Below are 20,136 nucleotides of genomic sequence, written 5' to 3' on the forward strand. Positions count from 1 at the left end.
AATTGTCACGGGACACCGGTAACCGCGTCGCAGGCGTCGTTCGACGCCACACCCTACGGAGAAGAAAAGATGATGAAACGCACGGGAACAGCACTTTCCATGACTGCGGCCTTCCTGATGGTCTCGACGGCCATTTCGTCGGCGCAGGACCTCGCGGCGCTGGAAGCTGCCGCCAAGGCCGAGGGCATGCTTACCACGATCGCGCTGCCGCATGACTGGTGCGGCTATGGCGAAGTGATCGCCGGCTTCAAGGCGAAGTACCCCGAGATCACCGTCAACGAGCTGAACCCGGATGCCGGCTCGGCCGACGAGCTGGAAGCGGTTCGCGCCAACAAGGACAACAAGGGCCCGCAGGCGCCGGACGTCCTCGACATCGGCCTGGCCTTCGGCCCGCAGGCGCAGTCCGAGGGGCTGTTGATGCCCTACAAGGTCTCGACCTGGGACTCGATCCCCGACAACGTCAAGGACGCCGATGGCCACTGGTACGGCGACTACTACGGCGTGCTCTCGTTCGCTGTGAACACCGACATCGTCAAGACGCTGCCGACCGACTGGTCCGACCTGCTCAAGCCGGAATACGCCGCCAGCGTCGCGCTCGCAGGTGATCCGCGCGCCTCGAACCAGGCGATCTTCGGCGTTCATGCCGCGGGCCTGGCCACCGGTGCTGCGGCGGGCGAGGCGGCCGGCGAGGCTGGCCTGAACTTCTTCGCCGAGCTCAACAAGGCGGGCAACTTCGTCCCGACCATCGGCAAGTCCGGCACGCTCGCGCAGGGCGCCACGCCGATCGTCATCTGGTGGGACTACAACGCGCTTTCGGGCCGCGACGCGCTCAACGGCAACCCGCCGGTCGAGGTCGTCGTGCCGGCGTCGGGCGTCGTGGCCGGCGTCTACGTGCAGGCGATCAGCGCCTACGCGCCGCATCCGAACGCTGCCAAGCTGTGGATGGAATACCTCTACTCCGACGAAGGCCAGCTCGGCTGGCTGAAGGGCTACTGCCACCCGATCCGCTTCAACGACATGGTCGCCCGCGGCGTCGTCCCGCAGGAGATGCTCGATGCGCTGCCGCCGGCAGCCGCGTACGAGAAGGCCGTGTTCCCGACGCTGGACGAGCAGAACGCCGCCAAGGGCGTGATCACGTCCAAGTGGGACAGCGTCGTCGGCGCCAACGTCCAGTAAGGCATTCGCCTGACATCGAATGCGGTCTCCGCCCCGGCGGGGACCGCACCCAGCAGACGCGAAACCCGGGGGCGGGCCGAGCATGAACGACGTCACTGCCGCGGCCGCCGCCGCGCCGCCTGCCTATCGGCCGAAGCTATCCTTCGCCTGGGTCGGCGTCGTGCCGTTCGTCGCCTTCGCCTTCCTCTTCCTCATCCTTCCGACACTGCAGATCGTCACCGGAGCCTTCCGCAATCCGGCCGGCGAGTTCACGCTGGCCAACGTCGCCAACCTGTTCCAGCCGTCGATCCTGTCTGCCTACTGGATCTCGATCCGCATCAGCGTGGCGTCGGCCTTCCTCGGCTGCGTGGTCGGCTTCCTGCTCGCCTGGGCGATCGTGCTCGGCGGCCTGCCGTCCTGGGTGCGCTCGCCCCTGCTGACGTTTTCCGGCGTCGCCTCGAACTTCGCCGGCGTGCCGCTCGCCTTCGCCTTCCTGTCCACCTTCGGGCGGCTGGGGCTGGTGACGCTCATCCTGCGCGACTGGTTCGGCATCAACATCTACGCCTACGGCTTCAACATCCTGTCCTTCGGCGGGCTGACACTCACCTATCTCTTCTTCCAGATCCCGCTGATGGTGCTGATCGTGACGCCGGCGCTCGACGGCATGCGCCGCGAATGGCGCGAGGCGGCGTCGATCCTCGGTGCCACCGGCTTCCAGTACTGGCGCATGGTGGCGCTGCCGATCCTGTGGCCGACGCTGCTCGGCACCTTCGCGCTGCTCTTCGCCAACGCCTTCGGCGCGGTCGCGACGGCCTATGCGCTCACCGGCTCCTCGCTGTCGATCGTGCCGATCCTGCTCTTCGCCCAGATCCGCGGCGACGTGCTGCAGGATCCGCATCTCGGCTATGCGCTGGCCTTCGGCATGATCGTGGTGACCGGCATCGCAAACTTCGTCTACATCTGGCTGCGCACCCGCAGCGAAAGGTGGATCAAATGAAGCAGAACCGCTTCTGGTCCTTCCTCTTCCTCGCGATCGGCGTCCTCTACTTCCTTTTGCCGCTGATCGGAACCTTCGAGTTCTCGCTGAAGATGCGGCGCGGGGTCTACAGCCTGGACGCCTACGAGGCCGTGATCTTCGACCCGCGCTTCCAGGCCACCTTCGGCTATTCGGTGATGATGGCGCTGGCCACCATCGTGGTCGGCGTCCTGCTCGTGGTGCCCACCGCCTACTGGGTGCGGCTCAAACTGCCGTCCTGGCGGCCGGTGCTCGAGTTCGTGACGCTGCTGCCGCTGGTGATCCCGCCCATCGTCATCGTCTTCGGCTACATCCGCCTCTACAACACATCGTCCTGGCTGCCGCTCACCGGAACCGCCATGGGCACCAACATCCTCCTGATGTTCGGCTATGTGGTGCTGTCGCTGCCGTACATGTACCGCGCCATCGACACCGGCCTCAGGGCCATCGACGTCGGCACGCTGACGGAGGCGGCGCAGAGCCTGGGCGCCGGCTGGATCACCATCATGTGGCGTGTCATCCTGCCAAACGTCTTCGTGGCGGTGCTGTCGGGCGCCTTCCTGACGTTTGCCATCGTCATCGGCGAGTTCGTGCTGGCGGCCCTTCTCAACCGGCCGGCCTTCGGGCCCTATCTCCAGCTCATCGGCGCCAACCGCGCCTATGAGCCCGCCGCGCTCGCCGTCATCGCGTTTGCCATCACCTGGGGCTGCATGGCGCTGATCCAGGTGGTCTCGCGCTTTGCGCCGCGCCCGCCCGCCCAGCCGCACTAAGGAAACCGACGTCTCATGTCCGATCCGTTTCTCTCCATCCGGCAGGTGCGCAAGGCTTTCGGCCCGACCGTCGTCGTGCAGGAGTTCAATCTCGACGTGAAGCAGGGCGAGTTCGTCTCCTTCCTCGGCCCGTCGGGCTGCGGCAAGACGACGATGCTCCGCATCGTCGCCGGCTTCGAGGAGCCGAGCGCGGGGACCGTGAACATCGGCGGCAAGGACGTCACCGCGCTGAAGCCCAACCAGCGCAACATCGGCATGGTGTTCCAGGCCTATGCGCTGTTTCCCAACATGACGGTGGCGGGCAACATCGGCTTCGGGCTGAAGGTGGCGGGCAAGCCGGCGACGGAGATCCGCTCGCGCGTGGGCGAGATGCTCGACCTGATCAAGCTGCAGGACTTCGGCAACCGCTATCCCTACCAGCTCTCGGGCGGCCAGCAGCAGCGCGTGGCGCTGGCGCGTGCCATGGCGCCGCGGCCGCAGGTGCTCCTGCTCGACGAGCCGCTGTCGGCACTCGACGCCAAGGTGCGCGTGTCGCTGCGCGAGGAGATCCGTGCGATCCAGAAGGAACTCGGCATCACCACCGTGTTCGTGACGCACGACCAGGAGGAAGCGCTGTCGATGTCGGACCGCATCGTGGTCATGTACAATGGCTGCGCCGAGCAGGTCGGCACGCCCTTCGAGATTTACAACCGGCCCGCCACCCGTTTCGTCGCCGGCTTCGTCGGCACGCTGAACGTCATCGAGGGCACGATCACCGATCCGACCGCCGGCACCGTCTCGATCGCGGGGGGCGCGGTCTCGGTCGGCAACCGTGTTGCTGGCCGCAAGGCCGGCGAGGCGGTGTCGCTGGCGCTGCGTCCCGAGGCGATAGCCCTCGGCCGTCGCGAGGGCCGCGACGGACTGGTGAAGGGCACCATCCGCGAGGTGAGCTTCCTCGGTTCGGTCATCCGGGTGCGCGTGGCGGTGGGCGAGGCGCTGCTGTCGCTCGACACCTTCAACAATCCCGCCAGCCCGCCACCGGTGGCCGGCGAGACGGCCGAGATCAGCTTCTCGTCGTCGGATATGCTGATCCTCGACCGCTGAGGCTTTCGGATCGTCCGGTTGCGCAGGCGCGGATGGCGCTTGATTTGTGGCGCCGTTGCGGCCATTGAGCCGCGAAACGATCAACGGAGCCCGCCTGAGCGGGGTTTCGCGCCATGACCAAGACCATCATCGCCCCCTCGATCCTGTCGGCCGACTTCTCGCGCATCGGCGAGGAGATCGAGGCGATCGATCGGGCCGGCGCCGACTGGATCCATCTCGACGTGATGGACGGGCATTTCGTGCCGAACATCACCTTCGGCCCGCCGCTGATCAAGGCGGTGCGCAACCGCACGGGCAAGATCTTCGACTGCCATCTGATGATCGAGCCCGTCGACGCCTACCTCGCCGCCTTCGCCGATGCGGGCTGCGACATCATCACGGTGCATGCCGAGGCGACGAGGCATCTCGACCGGTCGCTGCAGGCGATCCGCGACCTCGGCAAGAAGGCCGGCGTCTCGCTCAATCCCTCGACCCCCGAAAGCGTCATCGAATACGTGCTCGACCGGCTCGACCTCGTGCTCCTGATGACCGTCAACCCGGGCTTCGGCGGCCAGGCCTTCATTCCTGCCGTCGTGGAGAAGGTGGCCCGCGTGAAGGCGATGATCGGCGCCCGACCGATCGACATCGAGATCGACGGCGGCGTGACCGCCGAGACCGCGCCGCTGGTGGCCGCCGCCGGCGCCAACGTGCTGGTAGCCGGCTCGGCCGTCTTCAAGGGCGGCGTCGAGGCGGCCTATGCCGCCAATATCGCCGCCATCCGCGCCGCCTCGGACGGCGCCATGAAGACTGCAGCGTGAACCGGCCCGACGCGGCTGCGCCCGTTGCGGGCCGTCCCGGCGGTGGACTGCCCGAGGCGGTCCTGTTCGACCTCGACGGGACGTTGATCGATTCCGTGCCCGACATCGCCGCGGCGACGAACGAACTGCTGGCCCGCCACGGGCTTGAGCCGCTCGGCGTCGACGAGGTTCGACTGATGGTCGGCCACGGGGTCTCGCCTCTGGTGCGGCGCGCCTTCGCCGCCCGCTCGATCCCTCTCTCGGCCGACGGGCTGGAAGCGCGGGTGACCGAGATGATGCCGATCTACGGCCGGCACCTCGTCAATCTCACCACGCTGCTGCCCGGCGCGTCCGCTTGCCTGGAGACGCTGGCTCAGGCCGGCGTCCGGCTCGCGGTGGTCTCCAACAAGCCGATGCCTTTCACGCGCGCGATCTGCGACCACTACGGCTTCTCCGGCCACGTCGCGGCGGTGCAGGGCGCCGAGGCGCACCTGGCGAAGAAGCCCGCGCCCGACATGCTGTTTGCCGCGCTGGCCGTGCTGGGTGTCGATCGCTCCGGCGCGGTGATGGTGGGCGACGGCGAAGCCGACGTCCAGGCCGCCCGCGCGGCCGGCCTGCCGGTGGTCGTCGTGCGCGGCGGCTACGGCGCCGAGCCGGCGGAGACCTTCGCGCCCGACCTCGTTATTGATGACCTGTCCGCTCTCGCCGAGGCCCTGCGCCGGCTGTAGCGGCCGTCCGGCCGAAGCCCTGGCCAAGGCGCCGGTTGCGGCCTTGCGACAGCGTCCGGTAGAAGCGGACGGACCGCCCGCCAGCCGGAGACCGCGCCATGGCCGTTGCAGACCCGTTGGGCATCGCCATTCGTCCCGCCGTCGCGTCCGACGCGGAGGCAATCCACGCGGCGCTGCTCGGCATCGCCGAAGCAACCGGCGGGACCGGCCGCGTCCGCAGCACGGTCGAGGACATCCGTCGCCACGGTTTTGGCCCGGCCCCCGCCTTCGAGGCGCTGGTTGCGGAGGCAGACGGCGCGGTCGTCGGGCTCTGCCTGTTCTTCCGCAGCTTTTCCACCTGGTCGGGGAAGCCCGGCGCCTACGTGCAGGATCTCCACGTGGCGCCCGCCCTGCGCGGCCGGGGCATTGGCGAGGCGCTCCTGCGGCGGCTCGCCGCCACCATCCGCGACCGGGGCTGGGCCTATGTCCGCCTGTCCGTCGATGCGGAAAACGGCAGCGCCCGCGCCTTCTACGAGCGCATCGGCATGAACTGGTCGCGCCAGGAGCGCATCTTCACCGCGACCGGCGCCGCTTTCGAGGCGCTTTCGGGAGATGGCGGCCGAGAGGACGTATCCAGCGCAGCCGGATCGGACTGACCGCGGCAGGTCCGACATCCGCGATGCCCGCGATCACATTCGCGTCCGGGCCGCAAAGAGGGGTGCAGGCTGTACAGCGCGTCGCCCGCGCCGATCAGCGGGTGGCATCAGGCCGGTGCCGGCGATCCGCCAGACGAGGCGGCCGCGTCGGCGGCGCGGCCGAACGCCCGGCGCAGCGTGACCTTGTCGACCTTTCCCGAGGCGAGACGCGGCAGATCGGTGGCGAAGACGACCGTGCGCGGCTTCTTGTAGCTGGCGATCCGGCTGCGGCAGTGCGCGATGACCGCTTCGGCGGAGAGCGCCGGATCGCTGGCGACGACGATGGCCAGCACGGTCTCCCCCCAATAGGCGTCCGGGCAGCCGATCACCGCCACGTCCTCGACCATGGGATGGGAAGCGATGGCCGTTTCCACCTCGCGCGAATAGATGTTCTCGCCGCCGGAAATGATCATGTCCTTGGCCCGGTCGACGAGATGGAGATAGCCGTCCTCGTCGAGCCGCCCCATGTCGCCGGTGTGGTACCAGCCGCCGCGAAGCGCCGCCACGGTCGCCTCGCTGTCGTTCCAGTAGCCCTTCATGATGGTCGGCGCCCGAAGCTGCACCTCTCCGACCGTGCCGGTGGGGACGGGGCGGTCGGCCGCGTCGGCGATCCTCATAGCGACGCCCCGCGAGGCGCGGCCGACGGAAGCGAGGCGCATTCGGTCCCGCGGCGTCTGCGTACGATGCTCGTGGCGATGGAGCGTCGTGGCGCTGCCTTCCGACATCCCGTAGAGTTGCAGGAAGACGTCGCCGAACACCTGCATTCCGTGCTCCAGATGCGGCACAGGCATGGGCGCGCCGGAATAGACGATGCTCCGCAGCGAACTCAGGTCCCGCGTCCCGACGTCGGGAACGTCCAGCAGCGCCTTGACCATGGTCGGCGCGAGATGGGTGATGGTGATCCGCTCGCGCTCGATGGTGTCGAGGATGGCGCGCGGGTTGAACTCCGCCTGGACGTGGATCTCCGCCGCGCGGAAATGCCCACCGAGCTGCATGAAGCGGTGCCCGACGTGAAAGACCGGCATCATCAGGAGCAGGCGGTCGTGCGTTTCCATCCCGATCTCGGTGGCGAAGTAGTCGCAGACGGCGAGTTCCGTCCGATGCGAGCGCATCACGCCCTTCGGCGTGCCGGTGCTGCCGCTGGTGAAGATCAGGTGCAGGATGTCGTCGATGTCGGGCGTGGCGAGCGGCCGCAACGGATCGGCGGTCGCGACGAAGTCCTCGTAGGACACGGCCCATTCCGCCGGTTCGCCGCCGATGGCGACGAACAGCTGCACGCCGCTTCCGACCAGCGTCTCGACCACAGCTTCATAGGCTGCCTCGTAGAACAGGATCCGCGGACGGGCGATGGAGACGATGCGCTGCACTTCGGGTGCGGCGAGCCGGAAGTTCACGGTGGCGACGATGTAGCCCGACAGTTCGGCACCGGCATAGACCTCCATGAAGGCGCGGGTGTTGCGCGACATCACCGCCACGCGGTCCTGCGGTGAGACGCCTGCTGCGGCGATGGCGCGCGCGACGCGTTCGGCGCGTTCGAGATGCTCGGCGAAGCTAACGCGGGTTTCGCCGAAGACGAAGGCCGTCCTGTCCGGGTGCGCGGCGGCGTTCCGCCTCAGCACGTCGCCGATGGTCGCGAGATCCATCAGCGGCGGTCCCAGCCGAGTGCGCCGGGGTTGAGGACGCAGCAGGGGTCGAGCACGTCCTTGATCGCATGCGCCAGCCGTCGCGCAGGCTCTTCCGCCAGGGCCTCGTAGGGATAGTAACGGCCAAGCTGCGCCATCATCGCGCCTTCCTGCAACAGGATTTCGAGCAGCCTGCGGCGGATCTCGCGAGCAAGCGCGCGGGCGCGGGGGTTCCGCGGCTGGTCAGCAAAACGCCGGGCGACCTCCGCCTTCAGCACGCTCGTATGGACCTGTCTCAGGCTGTCGGGCCAGTAGATCATCGGCTCGACGAGGACGCTGGTGTCCTGTGCCGAGAACATCAACGAGTGGGAGAGGCCTTCCGCCTCCATGCGCGGCCGCGCGTCGGCGAAGAAGTGCTCGACCGCGCGCGTCGCGCCGGCGATCCGGCCAAGCGGCAGGATGCCGTGCACCGGGGCCCAGCGCTCGCCGTTCGGACCGAGCATGCCGCGAACCGAGTAGGGGCGCGAGAGCATGGCGAGCGGGATGGTGGGTGGCATCGGGGCAGCGTGCGATGGAATGGCGGCGACGGCCTCCGCGAGGACGCTGCGTGCCGTGCCGGAACTGCCGGCCTGAGCGGTGAGATGGAGCCCCCAGGGCAGGCCGGTCTTGCCGACGCCGCGCAGCGCCAGCCGTGTGGCGCGGCCAAGTCCCTGAAGCAGAGAGGAAGCGCCGGTGACGGTGCCGCGCAGGAGCGCAATCGCCTCGCCGAGGCTGGCCGCGGCGGCCTGGTCGCGCACGCTGCGGTTCGCAAGCCCCATCAGCGTCACGCCGGTGTTGCGCGCCTGGATGGCGGCCATGGCCGCGGCGAGCGACACCGGGTCGGCGAAGCCGAAGGAGGCGCATTCGGCGGCCGCGGGACGCGGTTCGAGGCGCAGGGCCACCGCCGTCTTCACGGCCAGCGCGCCGCAGTCGCCGATGAAGAGGCCGGTCAGGTCCGGGCCGCTGGCGCGCAGCGCGCCGGGTGCGCCGGGCCGCGCCAGCGCGCCAGTCGTGACGAGGCTGCCGTCGGCGAGCACCAGTTCGAGCCCGAGCACGTGATGCATGCCGGACGGCATGTTCTGCGAGACCGCGCCGCCGATCGTCGAGACCGCGCCCGAGATCGGCCCGGCGAGCGCCGGCTGCAGCCCGTGCGGGCGCAAGGCTGCTTCGAGGTCGAGCCAGGTGGCGCCGGCCTCGACGACGACGAGCCGATCCTCCGGCGACAGGTGGCGGATTTTGCGCAGCCCGCGCAGGTCGAGGAGCGCGACGCTTCCGGCCTGCGGCTGGAAGCCCCTCGTGTAGGACATGCCGCCGCCGCGGGGCGCGATGGCCATGCCTCGACCGGCCGCCCAGGAGACGGCGGCCCGCACGCCGTCGACGTCGACGGGTGAGAGCACGATGTCGGCCGGGCGTTCGTCCTCCCATTCGAAGACGTCCATCGACAGGCGCGCGCGCAGCTCTGCCTCGATGCTGGCCGAGCCGGGCGCCAGCAGCCTCGAAATCTCGGCGAGATCGCCTTCCGCGAGGCTCATCCGGGGCGACCGGACAGCGTCTTGGCCACCAGGGCGCCGAGGCCTGCGAAATCGGCGACGGCACGCCGCGCGATGCCCTCGACGCAGAGCCCGGCGAAGCGGTCGTGGGGCATGGCGAGGACGATCGTGCCGTCTCGCCGCTCCGCCAGTCTCTCGGCGAGCGGGTAGCTCCAGAGCTGACGATAGGAGGGGGCGAGCATGGCCGGCTGCTTGAACAGGTCGACCGCCTTCCGGTGCAGCAGGGTAGCGTCGAGACCGACAACCGCGGGCAGAGCGGCGGAGCGGACGCGATGATAGAAGGGCGCCCAGAGGCGCTCGTCGCGGAGAAGGCTCCAGGCGACGGGGACATGGCGTCCGTCGACATGGGGCGTCAGGTCGGCGGTGTAGCGATCGAGGAACGCGTCGCGCAGCGCGGGCGGTATGGCGGGCGGATCGAAGAGGAAGGCGCTCGCGCCGCTAGCCGCTGCGATCTCCAGCGCCAGAGCCGCCGAGCCTTCCCAGCCCAGCACCGCGCGGATCGGGCAGCCGAAGGCGTCGAGCGCCTGCCGGATCCAGGCGGCGGAGGTCTCGATGCTCCCGGGATCGCCGGTCTCGCTGTCGGCCTGGCCGGGAGCCTCGACGGCGAGCACGGGCCAGGAGCGGGCGATCTCGGCGAGATGGTCCTCGATTCCGCCGATGCCGCCGGGCAGCGGCGCGACGACGACCAGTGGCGGCCGTCCGTTCGGCGTGCCGAAGAGGCGGGCGTGGAGCGTGCCCTGGCCACAGGGAAGCATGTAGCGTCCGTCCGTCTGGGCGTCCGCCCAGGCCGGGGCCGGCTCAGCGGGCGCGACGGAGGCCGACACGGTCTGCATGATCGCGACCTCCGCATGGGCGGCCTCGATCGTGTCGCGCGGCAGTTCGCGTTTCGGGTGAAGCTCCGGGACCGTGGCGAAGGCGCCGTAGAGGCTGTCGCCCGGCCGGGCCGTCAGCATCACCGGCGCGCGCGTCTCCTGCAGCGCCGGAATCGAATCGTGGCGGAAGGCCGCCGCATAGGCGGTGCGGTAGCCGTCGCCCGCCATCATGATCTGGGTGAAGCCGCGATGCAGGAAGTCGACGTCGGGGAGGTCGGTGTCGGCGCGGTAGGCGGTCTGCTGGAGGTCCCAGGGCCAGAACACGTGCTGGTCGCGATAGCGCAGCCACCAGAAGGCGAGGTGGCTGCCGTCCCATTGCGGTTCGACCGGGACGAGATACTGGGTGAGATAGCGTTCGCTCTCGCCGGGCGTGAACACCGGATAGCCGTCGCAAAGCGCGAGCGCCACGCGGCTCGGATGCCGCCGCGCGGTCTCGACCGCGATCGAGGCGCCGGTGTGCCGACCGTAGAGGATGGCCCGGTCGAGGCCGAGCGCGTCCAAGGTCTCGACCACCGCGTCGGCATAGTCGGCGATCTCGGGCTTCTGGTGGTCCAGCGGCGTCGACAGGCCATAGCCGGGCGTGTCGATGGCGATGGCGTCGAAGTGCCGGCCGAACACCTCGAGCTGTTCGAGGAACATCGCGCCGGACACCGGCGATGCGTGCAGCAGGATGACGGCCGGGCCCTGGCCGGTCCGGCGGTAGTGGACGTGGCGGTCGCCGATCCGCAGGTAGCCGCGTCTCATCCCGGCGTCCGCCCCTTGGCTTCGGCGACCAGCTGGTCGCGCAGGGTGCGGTGCATGATCTTGCCGGTGCCGTTCTTTGGCAGTTCGGAGACGTAGCGTATTTCCTTCGGCAGCTTGTAGCGGGCGAGCCGTTTTTCGCAGAAGGCGCGCAACTCCTCGAGGCCAGGCTGGGGCACGCCGGGGCGGGCGACGACGAACCCGATGACGGCCTCGCCCCAGTAGTCGTCCGGCTTGCCGACGATGGCCACCTCGGCCACGGCGGGATGGCCGTAGAGGACGTCCTCGATCTCGCGGGGGAAGATGTTCTGCCCGCCGGAGATGATCGTGTTGGTCTCACGGTCGACGATGTAGAGGAAGTTGTCCTCGTCGAGGAAGCCAAGGTCGCCGACGCTGACCCAGCCGTCGCGCACGGCGGCCTCCGTCGCCTCGGGCCGGTTCCAGTAGCCCGAGAAGAGCCAGCTGTTGCGGATCGCCACGCGCCCCGGCTTGCCGTTCTCCACCGGCTGCCAGTCTGCATCGACGATGCGGATCTCGGCCCCGGGATTGGCCTGGCCGACCGAGGAGATCTTGCGCATGTGCTCCTCGGGGCGGATCGTCGTCGCGCCTCCGGTCTCTGTCGCGCCGTAGCTGTCGAAGAGGATGCCCTCGCCGAAATAGTCGATGATGCGCTCCTTGGTGGCGTGCGGCAGGGCGGCGGCGTTGGAGTTGATCACCTTCAGCGACGACGTGTCGGCACGGCGCAGCACGCTCTCGTCGAGCTTGAACAGGCCGTGGAAATGGGTCGGCACCGTGAACATGTTGTTGATCCGGTCGGCCTCCAGCCAGTGCAGGAACTCTTCCGGATCGTATTTGCGCATGATACGGCAGTCGCCGCCGAACCAGATCGGGACGAGTGCTGCAATGAAGCCGGCGCCGTTGAAGAAGGGCGTGAAGGCGAGCGTGCGGCAGGTCGGGTTGTAGCCGCCCTGGAAGGCGCCCAGCACCAGCGTCATGTGGTCGACGCGGGAGCGGTGGGAGAGCAGCACGCCCTTCGGCTTGCCGGTGGTGCCCGAGGTGTAGGGAATGCAGAAGATGTCGCCCGAATCCACCGGCACGGTGGGCTCGGCGCTTGACGCCCTCGAAAGCAGCGCCTCGTAGCGCGCGTCGAGGACGATGATCCTCGGCTCGTGCTCCAGTTCGGCTTCGCGGATGATCTCCTCATAGTCCGGGTCGACGAAGATCACCCTGGCCCGGCTGTCATTGGCGATGTAGGCGGCTTCGAAGCGGGTCGAGAACGGGCTGATCATCGCGGTGGCACAGCCGGCGTCGGCGATGCCGAGCGTGATCTCGAGGAACTGCGGCCGGTTTCCGCACATCATCGCGACATGGTCGCCCGGGCGCAGGCCGAGCCCGTCGCGGGCCAGGTTGGCGACGCGGTTGATGCGGTCGACCACCGTGGCATAGGTCATCGGGTCGAAATCGCCCCGCAGCGCGACCTTGCCCGGCGTCCGGACCGCCGAGATGCGCACGCCGGAGCTGATCGTCTTCGGACGGTAGGTGCTGACGGCCATGGTCTACTCCGCCGCGATGGCCGCGTCTTCGCGCCAGCCCGGCAGCTTGAACAGCCGCAGCGCGTTGTCGCGCATGATCCTGCGATGGGATTCGGGGCGGAAGCCGAGTTCGGCCACCTGCTTGACGGCATCCTCCGGGTCGATCACCGGCCAGTCTGTGCCGAACAGGAATTTGTGGCTGCCATAGGTGTTGGCGTAGTGCACCATCTGCGGCGGCCAGTAGCGCGGCGCGTAGGCGTCGCCGCCGATGTAGACGTTCGGATGCTTCCAGGCCATCGAGATCATCTCGTCCGTCCAGGGCACGCCGAGATGGATGCCGATGAGGACGAGTTCGGGGAAGTCGATCGCCACCTGGTCGAGGCAGATCGGGCGGCCGACCGACGGCAGGCGGCGGTCCTTCTGGTAGATCAGGTTGTGGCCGACCTGCATCATGATGGGAATGTCGAGTTCGGCGCAGCGGGCATAATAGGGATAGTACTGTGCGGCATCGGGTGCGAGGCCGAACCAGTGCGGATAGAGATGCGCGCCGACGAAGCCGTAGTCCTTGACGGCCCGGTCGAGCTCGCGCAGTCCGGCGATGCCGCGCATCGGATCGATGCCGGCGAGGCCCGAGAAGCGGTCGGGATGGGCCTGACAGATCTCGTGGACGCGCTCGTAGGTGATTTCCATCGAGCCGCGAATGCGCAGGTCGCCGCAGCGCACGGCCACCAGCAGCGAGCGCTCGATGCCGGCGCTGTCCATTTTCCGCAGATAGTCCTCGATCTCCACGCCGCGGCGCAGCTCGTTCGAGTGGCGGACCTGATCGTGGAAACGGTCGTCGGTCGGGTTGCGGTTTTCGGCGATCTCGCGTGGCGTCAGCACGTTCACGACGATATCGATATGGCCGGTCATGGGTATTCCTTTCTGGAGATCGCCGGGGTCAGGTCTTGATGCAGGCGACCGCATGGTCGCCTTCCGCCTTGGCAGTGAGGGCGATGGCCTTCGTGGTGCAGGCCGGTTCGGCGATCGGGCAGCGCGCGGCGAAGCCGCAGCCGGGCGGCAGCCTGAGCGGGCTCGGCGGTTCGCCGAGGATCGGCATCCTTTCGCGGCGGACGCGCGGGTCGGCCGACAGCTGGGCCGAGAGCAGCGTGCGCGTGTACGGATGCAGCGGCGCGCGGAAGATCGCGTCGCGGCTGCCCGTCTCGACGATGCGCCCGAGATACATGACGCAGACGCGGTCGCAGATCGCGTGGACGGTATCGAGGTCGTGGCTGATGAACAGCATCGCCATGCCGTGCTCCTCCTTCAGCGAGGAAAGCAGCGACAGGATTTCGGCCCGCACGGACAGGTCGAGCGAACTGGTCGGCTCGTCGAGGACGAGGAGCTTCGGCTTGGTCGCGATGGCGCGGGCGATCGAGGCGCGCTGCAGCTGGCCGCCCGACGCCTGGTTCACGTGCCGTTCGAGCAGCACCTCCGACAGAGCCACGCGGCTGGCCAGAGCGCGTACTTCCTTCTTCCTGTCCTCCTTCGACAGGGCGGTGTGCAGTTTCAGCGGCTCCTCGATCAGCGCGCCGATCTTCATGCGCGGGTTGAGCGAAGCGTAGGGGCTCTGGAACACCATCTGCACCGACGGCCGCAGGCGGCGCATGCGCCCCTCGCGCCAGGTGGTGACGTCGTGGCCGTCGAAGACGACGGAGCCGGACGTCGCCTGTTCGAGACGCAGGATCAGCCGGCCGAGCGTCGTCTTGCCCGATCCGCTTTCGCCGACCAGGCCGACGGATTCGCCCGGCGCGATCGAGAGGCTGACGCCGTTGAGCGCATGGACCGTGCGGCCGCCGCCGCGGAAATGCTTGACCGCGTCGCGCACGGAGAGGAGGGGTTCGGATGTGTTCATGCGAAGTGGCACCGCGTCTCGACCTGGGCAGGCTGGCTGATCTTTACCGGAGGTTCCGTCGCGCAGACGGGCTGAACCTTCGGGCAGCGCGGGGCAAAAAGGCAGCCTGAGGGAAGGTCGTAGAGGTTGGGCGGGGTGGATGGCGGAAGCGAGCGCTGGCCAGACGCGGCGGCGGCGAGATCGGCCGCCGCGAGCAGAGCGGCAGTATAGGGGTGGCGCGGCGCGACGAAGACCTCGCCTACCGGTCCCTGCTCGACGACGACGCCCGAATACATCACCGCGACATGCTCGCAGTACTGTGCGACGACGCCGAGATCGTGGGTGACGATGATGGCGCCGCGATCGGTGCCCTTTACGAGGTCGCGGATCAGGTCGAGGATCTGCGCTTGGACGGTGACGTCGAGCCCGGTCGTCGGCTCGTCGGCGATGAGCAGGACCGGATCGTTGATCAGCGCCATGGCGATGACCACGCGCTGCGCCATGCCGCCGGAGAGCTCGTGCGGCCAGGTCTTCATGCGGTCCTGCGGGCTCGGCACGCCGACGCGCTTCAGCATGTCGATCGCGCGGGCCCGGGCGTCGGCGCGCGAGATGTCGCGATGCGCGCGTTGCAGCCGGACGAGCTGGTCGCCGACCCGCACGCGCGGATCGAGACTGGTGACCGGCGACTGCACGACGAGGCCGATGGTGGCGCCGCGATGGCGGTTGAGTTCGGCTTCCGACATCGTGTCGAGACGCTGGCCCATCAGCTCGACCTCGCCCGCGACGCGCTCGGCCGGTGCCTTCAGCGTGCCGAGGATCGTCTGGACGGTCAGCGACTTGCCGGCGCCGGTTTCGCCCACCACGCCGAGGATACGGCCGGGCGGCAGGGTGAGGTCGACGCCGTTGAGGGCGCGTGCGGTACGGATCTCGTTGACGGCGTTGCGGGAGATGAAGTGGGTGCGCAGACCCCGGACTTTCAGGATGTCGGTCATTTCTTGACGTCCAGGCGCGGGTCGGTGAGCTCCTGCAGACCGTCACCCATCAGGTTGAAGCCGAAGACGGCGATGACCAGCGCGATGCCGGGGAACATCGCCACCCAGTGCTGGCCGCTGATGATGTATTCGGCGCCCTGGCGGATCAGCGCGCCCCATTCCGGCTCCGGCGCCTGGATGCCGACGCCGACGAAGGCGAGTGTCGCCGAGACGCGCAGCGCCCAGGCCATGCGCAGCGGCAGCAGCGCGGCCGCGCCCTTGATGGTGTTCGGCAGGAGATGGACGAACAGGATGCGCCAGGTGGGATTGCCGGTCACCACCGCGGAGGCGACGAAATCGCTGCGCCGGATCGAGATGACCTCCGAGCGCACCATCCGCGCGAAGATCGGCGCGTCGATCAGCCCGATGACGACGACGACGTTGACCAGCGACTGTCCGGTCGCCGAGACGACGGCGAGCGCCAGGATGATCGAGGGGAAGGCGCGCAGCACGTCGAGCATGCGCGTCAGCACCTCGTCGATCACGCCGCCATAGTAGCCGGCGATGAGCCCGAGCGGGACCCCGACCGCAACCATGACGAGGGCCGAGGGCAGGGCGATGGCGATGGCGTAGCGCGCGCCGTAGAGGACGCGGGTGAAGACGTCCATCCCGTTGCCATCGGTCCCGAACCAGTGGGCGGCGGAGGGCGCCTGCAGGATGGCGTTGGGCAGGACCTCGGTCGGCCCGTAGGGGCTGACGACGCCGCAGAGGAGCGCCGTGAGAACGAGCAGAGCGACGAGCGCGCTGCCCACGACGAAGCTGGACGAGCGCCGCCATAGCCGCGCAAGCCGGTCGCCAGCCCTGATGTCGGAGATCGCGGATGCCATCTGTCAGCTCCTCGCCCGCGGTTCGAGCCAGAGCACGAGCAGGTCGATCACCAGGAAGACGCCGATCGAGAACAGGGCGATGACCGCGACATAGCCCTGCACCGCCGCGAAATCGCCCGAGAGGATCGCGTTGAGGCCCCATTGTCCGAAGCCGCCCCAGGCAAAGATGAGTTCGAGCAGCGAGACCGCCGCCAGCGTGCCGGTGAGCTCCGAGCCGGCGAGCGTCAGGATCGGCGCAAGGCTGTTGCGGACGACGATCTGGCGAACGATGCGCGGCGGCAGTCCGCAGGACCGGGCATACGACACGTAGTCGCTGTTGATCACGTCGAGCGCAATGACGCGCGAATGCTTGAGGATGGGGGCAGCGATGATGATGGCCAGGATGGTCACGGGCAGCGCGAGATGATGCAGCGCATCGACCACTGCTTCCCAGTCGCCCGCCAGCGCGCCGTCGATCAGGACGCTGCCGGTCACCGGCGGCGGCGGGAAAGCGGCCATGCCGATGCGCCCCATCGGGGCGGCGGCAATGCCCAGCACGGAATAGAACAGGAAGATCGCCATCAATCCGATCCAGTATGTCGGAACAGAGAAGCCGAGGAGCGAGAGGAAGCGCGAGGTGTGATCGAACCGCGATCCGTATCGGAAGGCGGAGGCGATGCCGATCGATGCACCGGCGAATCCGCCGATGGCGAAGGCCGGCAGGAGGAGTTCCATGGTCGCGACCAGCCGCGGCCGGATCTCGTCGATCACCGGGCGTCCGGAGATCCAGGACAGGCCGAAATCCCCCTGGGCGAGGTGGCCGACATAGATGATGAACTGCTCGTAGATCGGTCGGTCCAGCCCGAGGTTACTGCGAATGCGCTCCAGCATCGCTGCGTCGGCGAAGGGACCCGCCAGCATCAGCGAGGCGTCGCGGGTGCCGATCCGGATGAGCAGGAAGGTGACGAGGATCACCCCCAGCAGCATCGGTATGGCGACCAGCAGTCGCGCGAGGATGGCTCGCGCGACTGCGAGGATGACCGAGTTGGCTCTCACGTCGAACCGGCCGCCTTACTCGGCGCAGCTCAGATAGCGCCACATGACACGGTTGTGTGGCTGCCAGAGGTTGCCCTTGATGCAGGGCGCCGAGACGAACCACGTGCCGGGATAATAGGTCGGGATGACGGGGGCGTCGTCGGCCACCATTTGCTGGGCCTGCGCGACCAGATCGAGCCACTTGGCGTCGTCCTTCTCGACGAGCGCCTCATCCACCAGCTTGTCGAACTCCGGCTTCTCGTAGCCGGTGTTGTTGCCGACGCCGCTGGAATAAACCTGCAGCGAGAAGGAATAGGTCGGATCGAGCGCGAAGGCGTTGGCGGAGTGCAGGAAGAATGGCGAGCTCCGCTCGGTCGCGTTGCGCCGCGCAGCCATCTCCGCGTTCGGCAGCTTCTTCAGGTCGACGCGGAAGTTGCTCTTCTGCAGCTGGTCCGCGATCTGGATCGCCAGCGACTCTTCCCACCACCAGGCGGCGGCATATTCGAGCGTGATGTCGACGCCGTCCTTGAAGCCGGCCTCGGCGAGCAGGGCCTTGGCCTTCTCCGGATCGTGGTCGTACTGGTAGGCCTCGACATAGCCGGTGTTGGCGGGTGCCAGGATCGAGCGGGCGCGCAGGCCCTTGCCACGGAAGACGTTCTGGTTGAGCGCCTCGTAGTCGAGCGCCCAGGCGACGGCCTGGCGCACCAGCTTGTTGTCGAAGGGCGGCTTCGTCACGTTGATGCGCAGCGACGCTGACGCCGTCCCCGGGACCGACGTCACCTTGGTGCGCTTGTCGTCGACGAGGTTGACGATCTGGTCCAGCGGCACTTCCTCGGCGATCGCCACGTCTCCGCCCTGCAGCAGCGCGACGCGGTTCGCCGGGGCCGGGACCTCGCGATACATGACGCGCTTGTAGTAGGGCTTCTCGAACGGATAGTTCGGGTTCACCTCGAACATCGCGGCTTCGCCGGGGCGCAGCTGTGTCAGGTGGTAAGCACCGAAGCCCGCCGTGTTCTGCTTCAGCCAGGCCAGCGCGTTGGGGTCCTCCGCCGTGGCGTGCTTCAGCGCTTCCGTCGTGTCGATGATGTGCGGCGTGTAGAGCGCCAGGATCTGCAGGAACATGCGGCGCGGCGCCGACAGCGTGAACTTGACGTGGCTATCGTCGACTGCCTCGACAGTCGTGACCGCAGCCGTCCTGCGCAGGAACCCGCCTGTCTGCTTTCGTTCCGCGGCGAGGTTCCAGGACCAGACGACGTCCTGGGCGCGAAGCTTGTTGCCATACGGGCTGACGACGTCCGATCGCAACTTGAATACGTATTCAGTCTTTTCTTCGTTGGAGGTCCAGCTCTCCGCGAGCAGAGGCTTGATGTCGGTCGGATTGATGATCCTCTCGCGATCCGGTCCGTCGGTGTAGCCATACTGGACGAGGCCTTCGTAGACGTTGACCATCGTCTCGATGGTGCCCGGCGTCCAGACGTCCGGATCGAGGCTCGTCGGTGCAGAAACACCAGCAATGACAAGGTTTTGAGCCGTCGCGGCGGTGGCTGTGCACATGACCGCCGCGGCCATGGCAATGGCGGCGATGGAGCCTCGCAGCGCGGCGAGACTTCCGTTGCGTACTGTGAGGGTGGTTCCCTGCTGCATCCTGTTCCCCTTCGATGCCGGTGAGAGTGCCATGCGGTCGTTCCGATCTCTGCATAGGCGTTCAATCGACACCTTCCGCGCGCTTCGGGGCGCTTGCAAGCCAGAATTAGTTAGCCTACGGTTTAGCTGGACTAAGCCTATGGGAGAGTTCCACGCGGATACCCGGCATACGCCCGTTGCACGTGTTCGAGGCGTGCGGCCGCCACCGCAGCTTCGCCAAGGCGGCGCTCGAACTCGCCATCACGCCGGGCGCGGTCAGTCAGCAGATCAAATCACTCGAGGAGGAACTCGGCACCGAGCTTTTCCGGCGCAAGGCGCGCGGCGTGGAACTCACGGCCGAGGGCGAGCGCTATTTCATCGACGTCCGGCGTTCGTTCGATCTGCTCGGCGATGCCACGCGCCGCATCATGCGGGCGGAAAGTCCTTCCGAGATCACGATCAGTGTCGAAAGCTCCCTTGCCCAGAACTGGCTCATTCCGCGGCTTCCGGATTTCTTCAGGCGCCATCCGCAGATCGTGCTGCATGTCGCGGCGCGACCGCTCCCGCGCAACGAGGCGACGCGATTCAGCGACATCGCCATCGCCTATGGCTGGCGAAGCTATGTCGGCCTGAAGGTGGTCGAGCTGATGACCGAGCAGATCATGCCTGTCTGTTCGCCGGACCTGCTCTCCCGGGTCGGACCATTCGACGGGCCGGACTGGTTCCGGCGCGCGGTGCTGATCCACGACCACACGTTCGGCAGCCAAGGGCTGATGCCGGGTTGGCAGGGCTGGTTCGAGACCGTGGGCTATCTCGACCTTCCCACCGAATCCGGCGTCAGCTTCGCCTCGTCGGCGATGTGCCTCTCCTTTGCCGCCGCCGGGGGCGGCGTGGCACTGGGCAGGAGCCGGCTGGTGGAGTCGCTGCTCGCGGAGGGAAAGCTGGTCAACCCGACCGGCATGTCGACGGCATCGCCATCGCCCTATTTCCTGGTCGGCAGCGGCGTGCTCGTCGACACGCCCGCGGTCCGCATCCTGGTGAAATGGCTTTTCGAAGCCGCCGGATCGGCGCCGACGGACGCAGCGGGAGCGTCCGCTTCGCCGGAGGAGTCGGAATTGCGTCGGTTCGGCGCCGCGGATCGGAGCGGGGCGGGCGCCCGCCGCGACGGCTGAGCGAATGTTGCAAGATGCCGGCGCGGAGCTGAGCCCCGC

At 68.2% G+C, this 20,136-nt stretch carries 18 protein-coding genes; 8 read left to right on the plus strand and 10 right to left on the minus strand.

The window, feature by feature from the left end; genetic code table 11:
- Nucleotides 1-69 precede the first annotated feature (69 nt).
- The 7 genes from N1F91_RS10805 (at nt 70) to N1F91_RS10835 (ending at nt 6,162) form a co-directional block, all read left to right on the plus strand.
- A complete protein-coding gene (locus N1F91_RS10805) occupies nt 70-1,176 on the plus strand; it encodes an ABC transporter substrate-binding protein (protein WP_289992046.1) in 1,107 nt (368 codons plus the stop codon).
- Between the two features lie 82 nt (nt 1,177-1,258).
- On the plus strand, nt 1,259-2,152 hold the full coding sequence (locus N1F91_RS10810; protein ID WP_289992048.1) for an ABC transporter permease subunit: 894 nt from the start codon (nt 1,259-1,261) through the stop codon (nt 2,150-2,152).
- A complete protein-coding gene (locus N1F91_RS10815; protein WP_289992049.1) occupies nt 2,149-2,940 on the plus strand; it encodes an ABC transporter permease in 792 nt (263 codons plus the stop codon). The genes N1F91_RS10810 and N1F91_RS10815 overlap by 4 nt, the downstream gene beginning before the upstream one ends.
- A 15-nt stretch (nt 2,941-2,955) precedes the next feature.
- Nucleotides 2,956-4,023, plus strand: a complete 1,068-nt coding sequence (locus tag N1F91_RS10820) for an ABC transporter ATP-binding protein (protein ID WP_289992052.1) — start codon at nt 2,956-2,958, stop codon at nt 4,021-4,023.
- 113 nt (nt 4,024-4,136) lie between these two features.
- Complete coding sequence (rpe, locus tag N1F91_RS10825) at nt 4,137-4,820, plus strand: ribulose-phosphate 3-epimerase (RefSeq protein WP_289992054.1); 684 nt, start codon at nt 4,137-4,139, stop codon at nt 4,818-4,820.
- Nucleotides 4,817-5,527 carry an HAD-IA family hydrolase gene (locus tag N1F91_RS10830; protein WP_289992056.1) on the plus strand — a complete coding sequence of 237 codons (711 nt, stop codon included), beginning with the start codon at nt 4,817-4,819 and terminating at the stop codon, nt 5,525-5,527. Before rpe ends, N1F91_RS10830 begins: the two co-directional genes overlap by 4 nt.
- Nucleotides 5,528-5,625: 98 nt before the next feature.
- Nucleotides 5,626-6,162 carry an N-acetyltransferase gene (locus N1F91_RS10835; protein ID WP_289992058.1) on the plus strand — a complete coding sequence of 179 codons (537 nt, stop codon included), beginning with the start codon at nt 5,626-5,628 and terminating at the stop codon, nt 6,160-6,162.
- A gap of 107 nt (nt 6,163-6,269) precedes the next feature.
- On the opposite strand, the gene N1F91_RS10840 is transcribed toward N1F91_RS10835, so the two are convergent.
- From N1F91_RS10840 to N1F91_RS10885, 10 genes are read right to left on the minus strand one after another with little or no spacing between them, the layout of a single operon-like run.
- Nucleotides 6,270-7,844, minus strand: coding sequence for an AMP-binding protein (locus tag N1F91_RS10840; RefSeq protein WP_289992059.1), 1,575 nt, complete (start codon nt 7,842-7,844; stop codon nt 6,270-6,272).
- Nucleotides 7,844-9,394 carry an FAD-binding oxidoreductase gene (locus N1F91_RS10845; RefSeq protein ID WP_289992060.1) on the minus strand — a complete coding sequence of 517 codons (1,551 nt, stop codon included), beginning with the start codon at nt 9,392-9,394 and terminating at the stop codon, nt 7,844-7,846. The genes N1F91_RS10840 and N1F91_RS10845 overlap by 1 nt, the downstream gene beginning before the upstream one ends.
- Nucleotides 9,391-11,028 (minus strand): alpha/beta hydrolase, encoded by a 1,638-nt coding sequence (locus N1F91_RS10850; protein ID WP_289992061.1) that lies wholly within the window; start codon nt 11,026-11,028, stop codon nt 9,391-9,393. The genes N1F91_RS10845 and N1F91_RS10850 overlap by 4 nt, the downstream gene beginning before the upstream one ends.
- The gene (locus tag N1F91_RS10855) at nt 11,025-12,578 is read right to left on the minus strand and encodes an AMP-binding protein (protein ID WP_289992062.1); all 1,554 of its coding nucleotides are present in this window, start codon (nt 12,576-12,578) and stop codon (nt 11,025-11,027) included. The genes N1F91_RS10850 and N1F91_RS10855 overlap by 4 nt, the downstream gene beginning before the upstream one ends.
- 3 nt (nt 12,579-12,581) lie before the next feature.
- A complete protein-coding gene (locus N1F91_RS10860) occupies nt 12,582-13,469 on the minus strand; it encodes an amidohydrolase family protein (protein WP_289992063.1) in 888 nt (295 codons plus the stop codon).
- Between the two features lie 28 nt (nt 13,470-13,497).
- Nucleotides 13,498-14,451 (minus strand): oligopeptide/dipeptide ABC transporter ATP-binding protein, encoded by a 954-nt coding sequence (locus N1F91_RS10865; RefSeq protein WP_289992064.1) that lies wholly within the window; start codon nt 14,449-14,451, stop codon nt 13,498-13,500.
- Entirely contained in the window at nt 14,448-15,422 is a 975-nt protein-coding gene (locus N1F91_RS10870; RefSeq protein ID WP_289992065.1) for an ABC transporter ATP-binding protein, read from the minus strand. Before N1F91_RS10870 ends, N1F91_RS10865 begins: the two co-directional genes overlap by 4 nt.
- Nucleotides 15,419-16,288 carry an ABC transporter permease gene (locus N1F91_RS10875; RefSeq protein WP_289992067.1) on the minus strand — a complete coding sequence of 290 codons (870 nt, stop codon included), beginning with the start codon at nt 16,286-16,288 and terminating at the stop codon, nt 15,419-15,421. The genes N1F91_RS10870 and N1F91_RS10875 overlap by 4 nt, the downstream gene beginning before the upstream one ends.
- A 3-nt stretch (nt 16,289-16,291) precedes the next feature.
- Entirely contained in the window at nt 16,292-17,323 is a 1,032-nt protein-coding gene (locus N1F91_RS10880; protein WP_289992070.1) for an ABC transporter permease, read from the minus strand.
- Between the two features lie 15 nt (nt 17,324-17,338).
- Nucleotides 17,339-18,946: an ABC transporter substrate-binding protein gene (locus N1F91_RS10885; RefSeq protein ID WP_289992072.1), complete on the minus strand. Its 1,608-nt coding sequence runs from the start codon at nt 18,944-18,946 to the stop codon at nt 17,339-17,341.
- A gap of 182 nt (nt 18,947-19,128) precedes the next feature.
- On the opposite strand from N1F91_RS10885, the gene N1F91_RS10890 reads away from it, so the two are divergent.
- Nucleotides 19,129-20,097, plus strand: coding sequence for a LysR substrate-binding domain-containing protein (locus tag N1F91_RS10890; RefSeq protein WP_289992216.1), 969 nt, complete (start codon nt 19,129-19,131; stop codon nt 20,095-20,097).
- The last annotated feature ends 39 nt before the right edge of the window (nt 20,098-20,136 follow it).

Source organism: Aquibium sp. ELW1220, assembly GCF_030398385.1.
Classification (GTDB): Bacteria; Pseudomonadota; Alphaproteobacteria; order Rhizobiales; family Rhizobiaceae; genus Aquibium.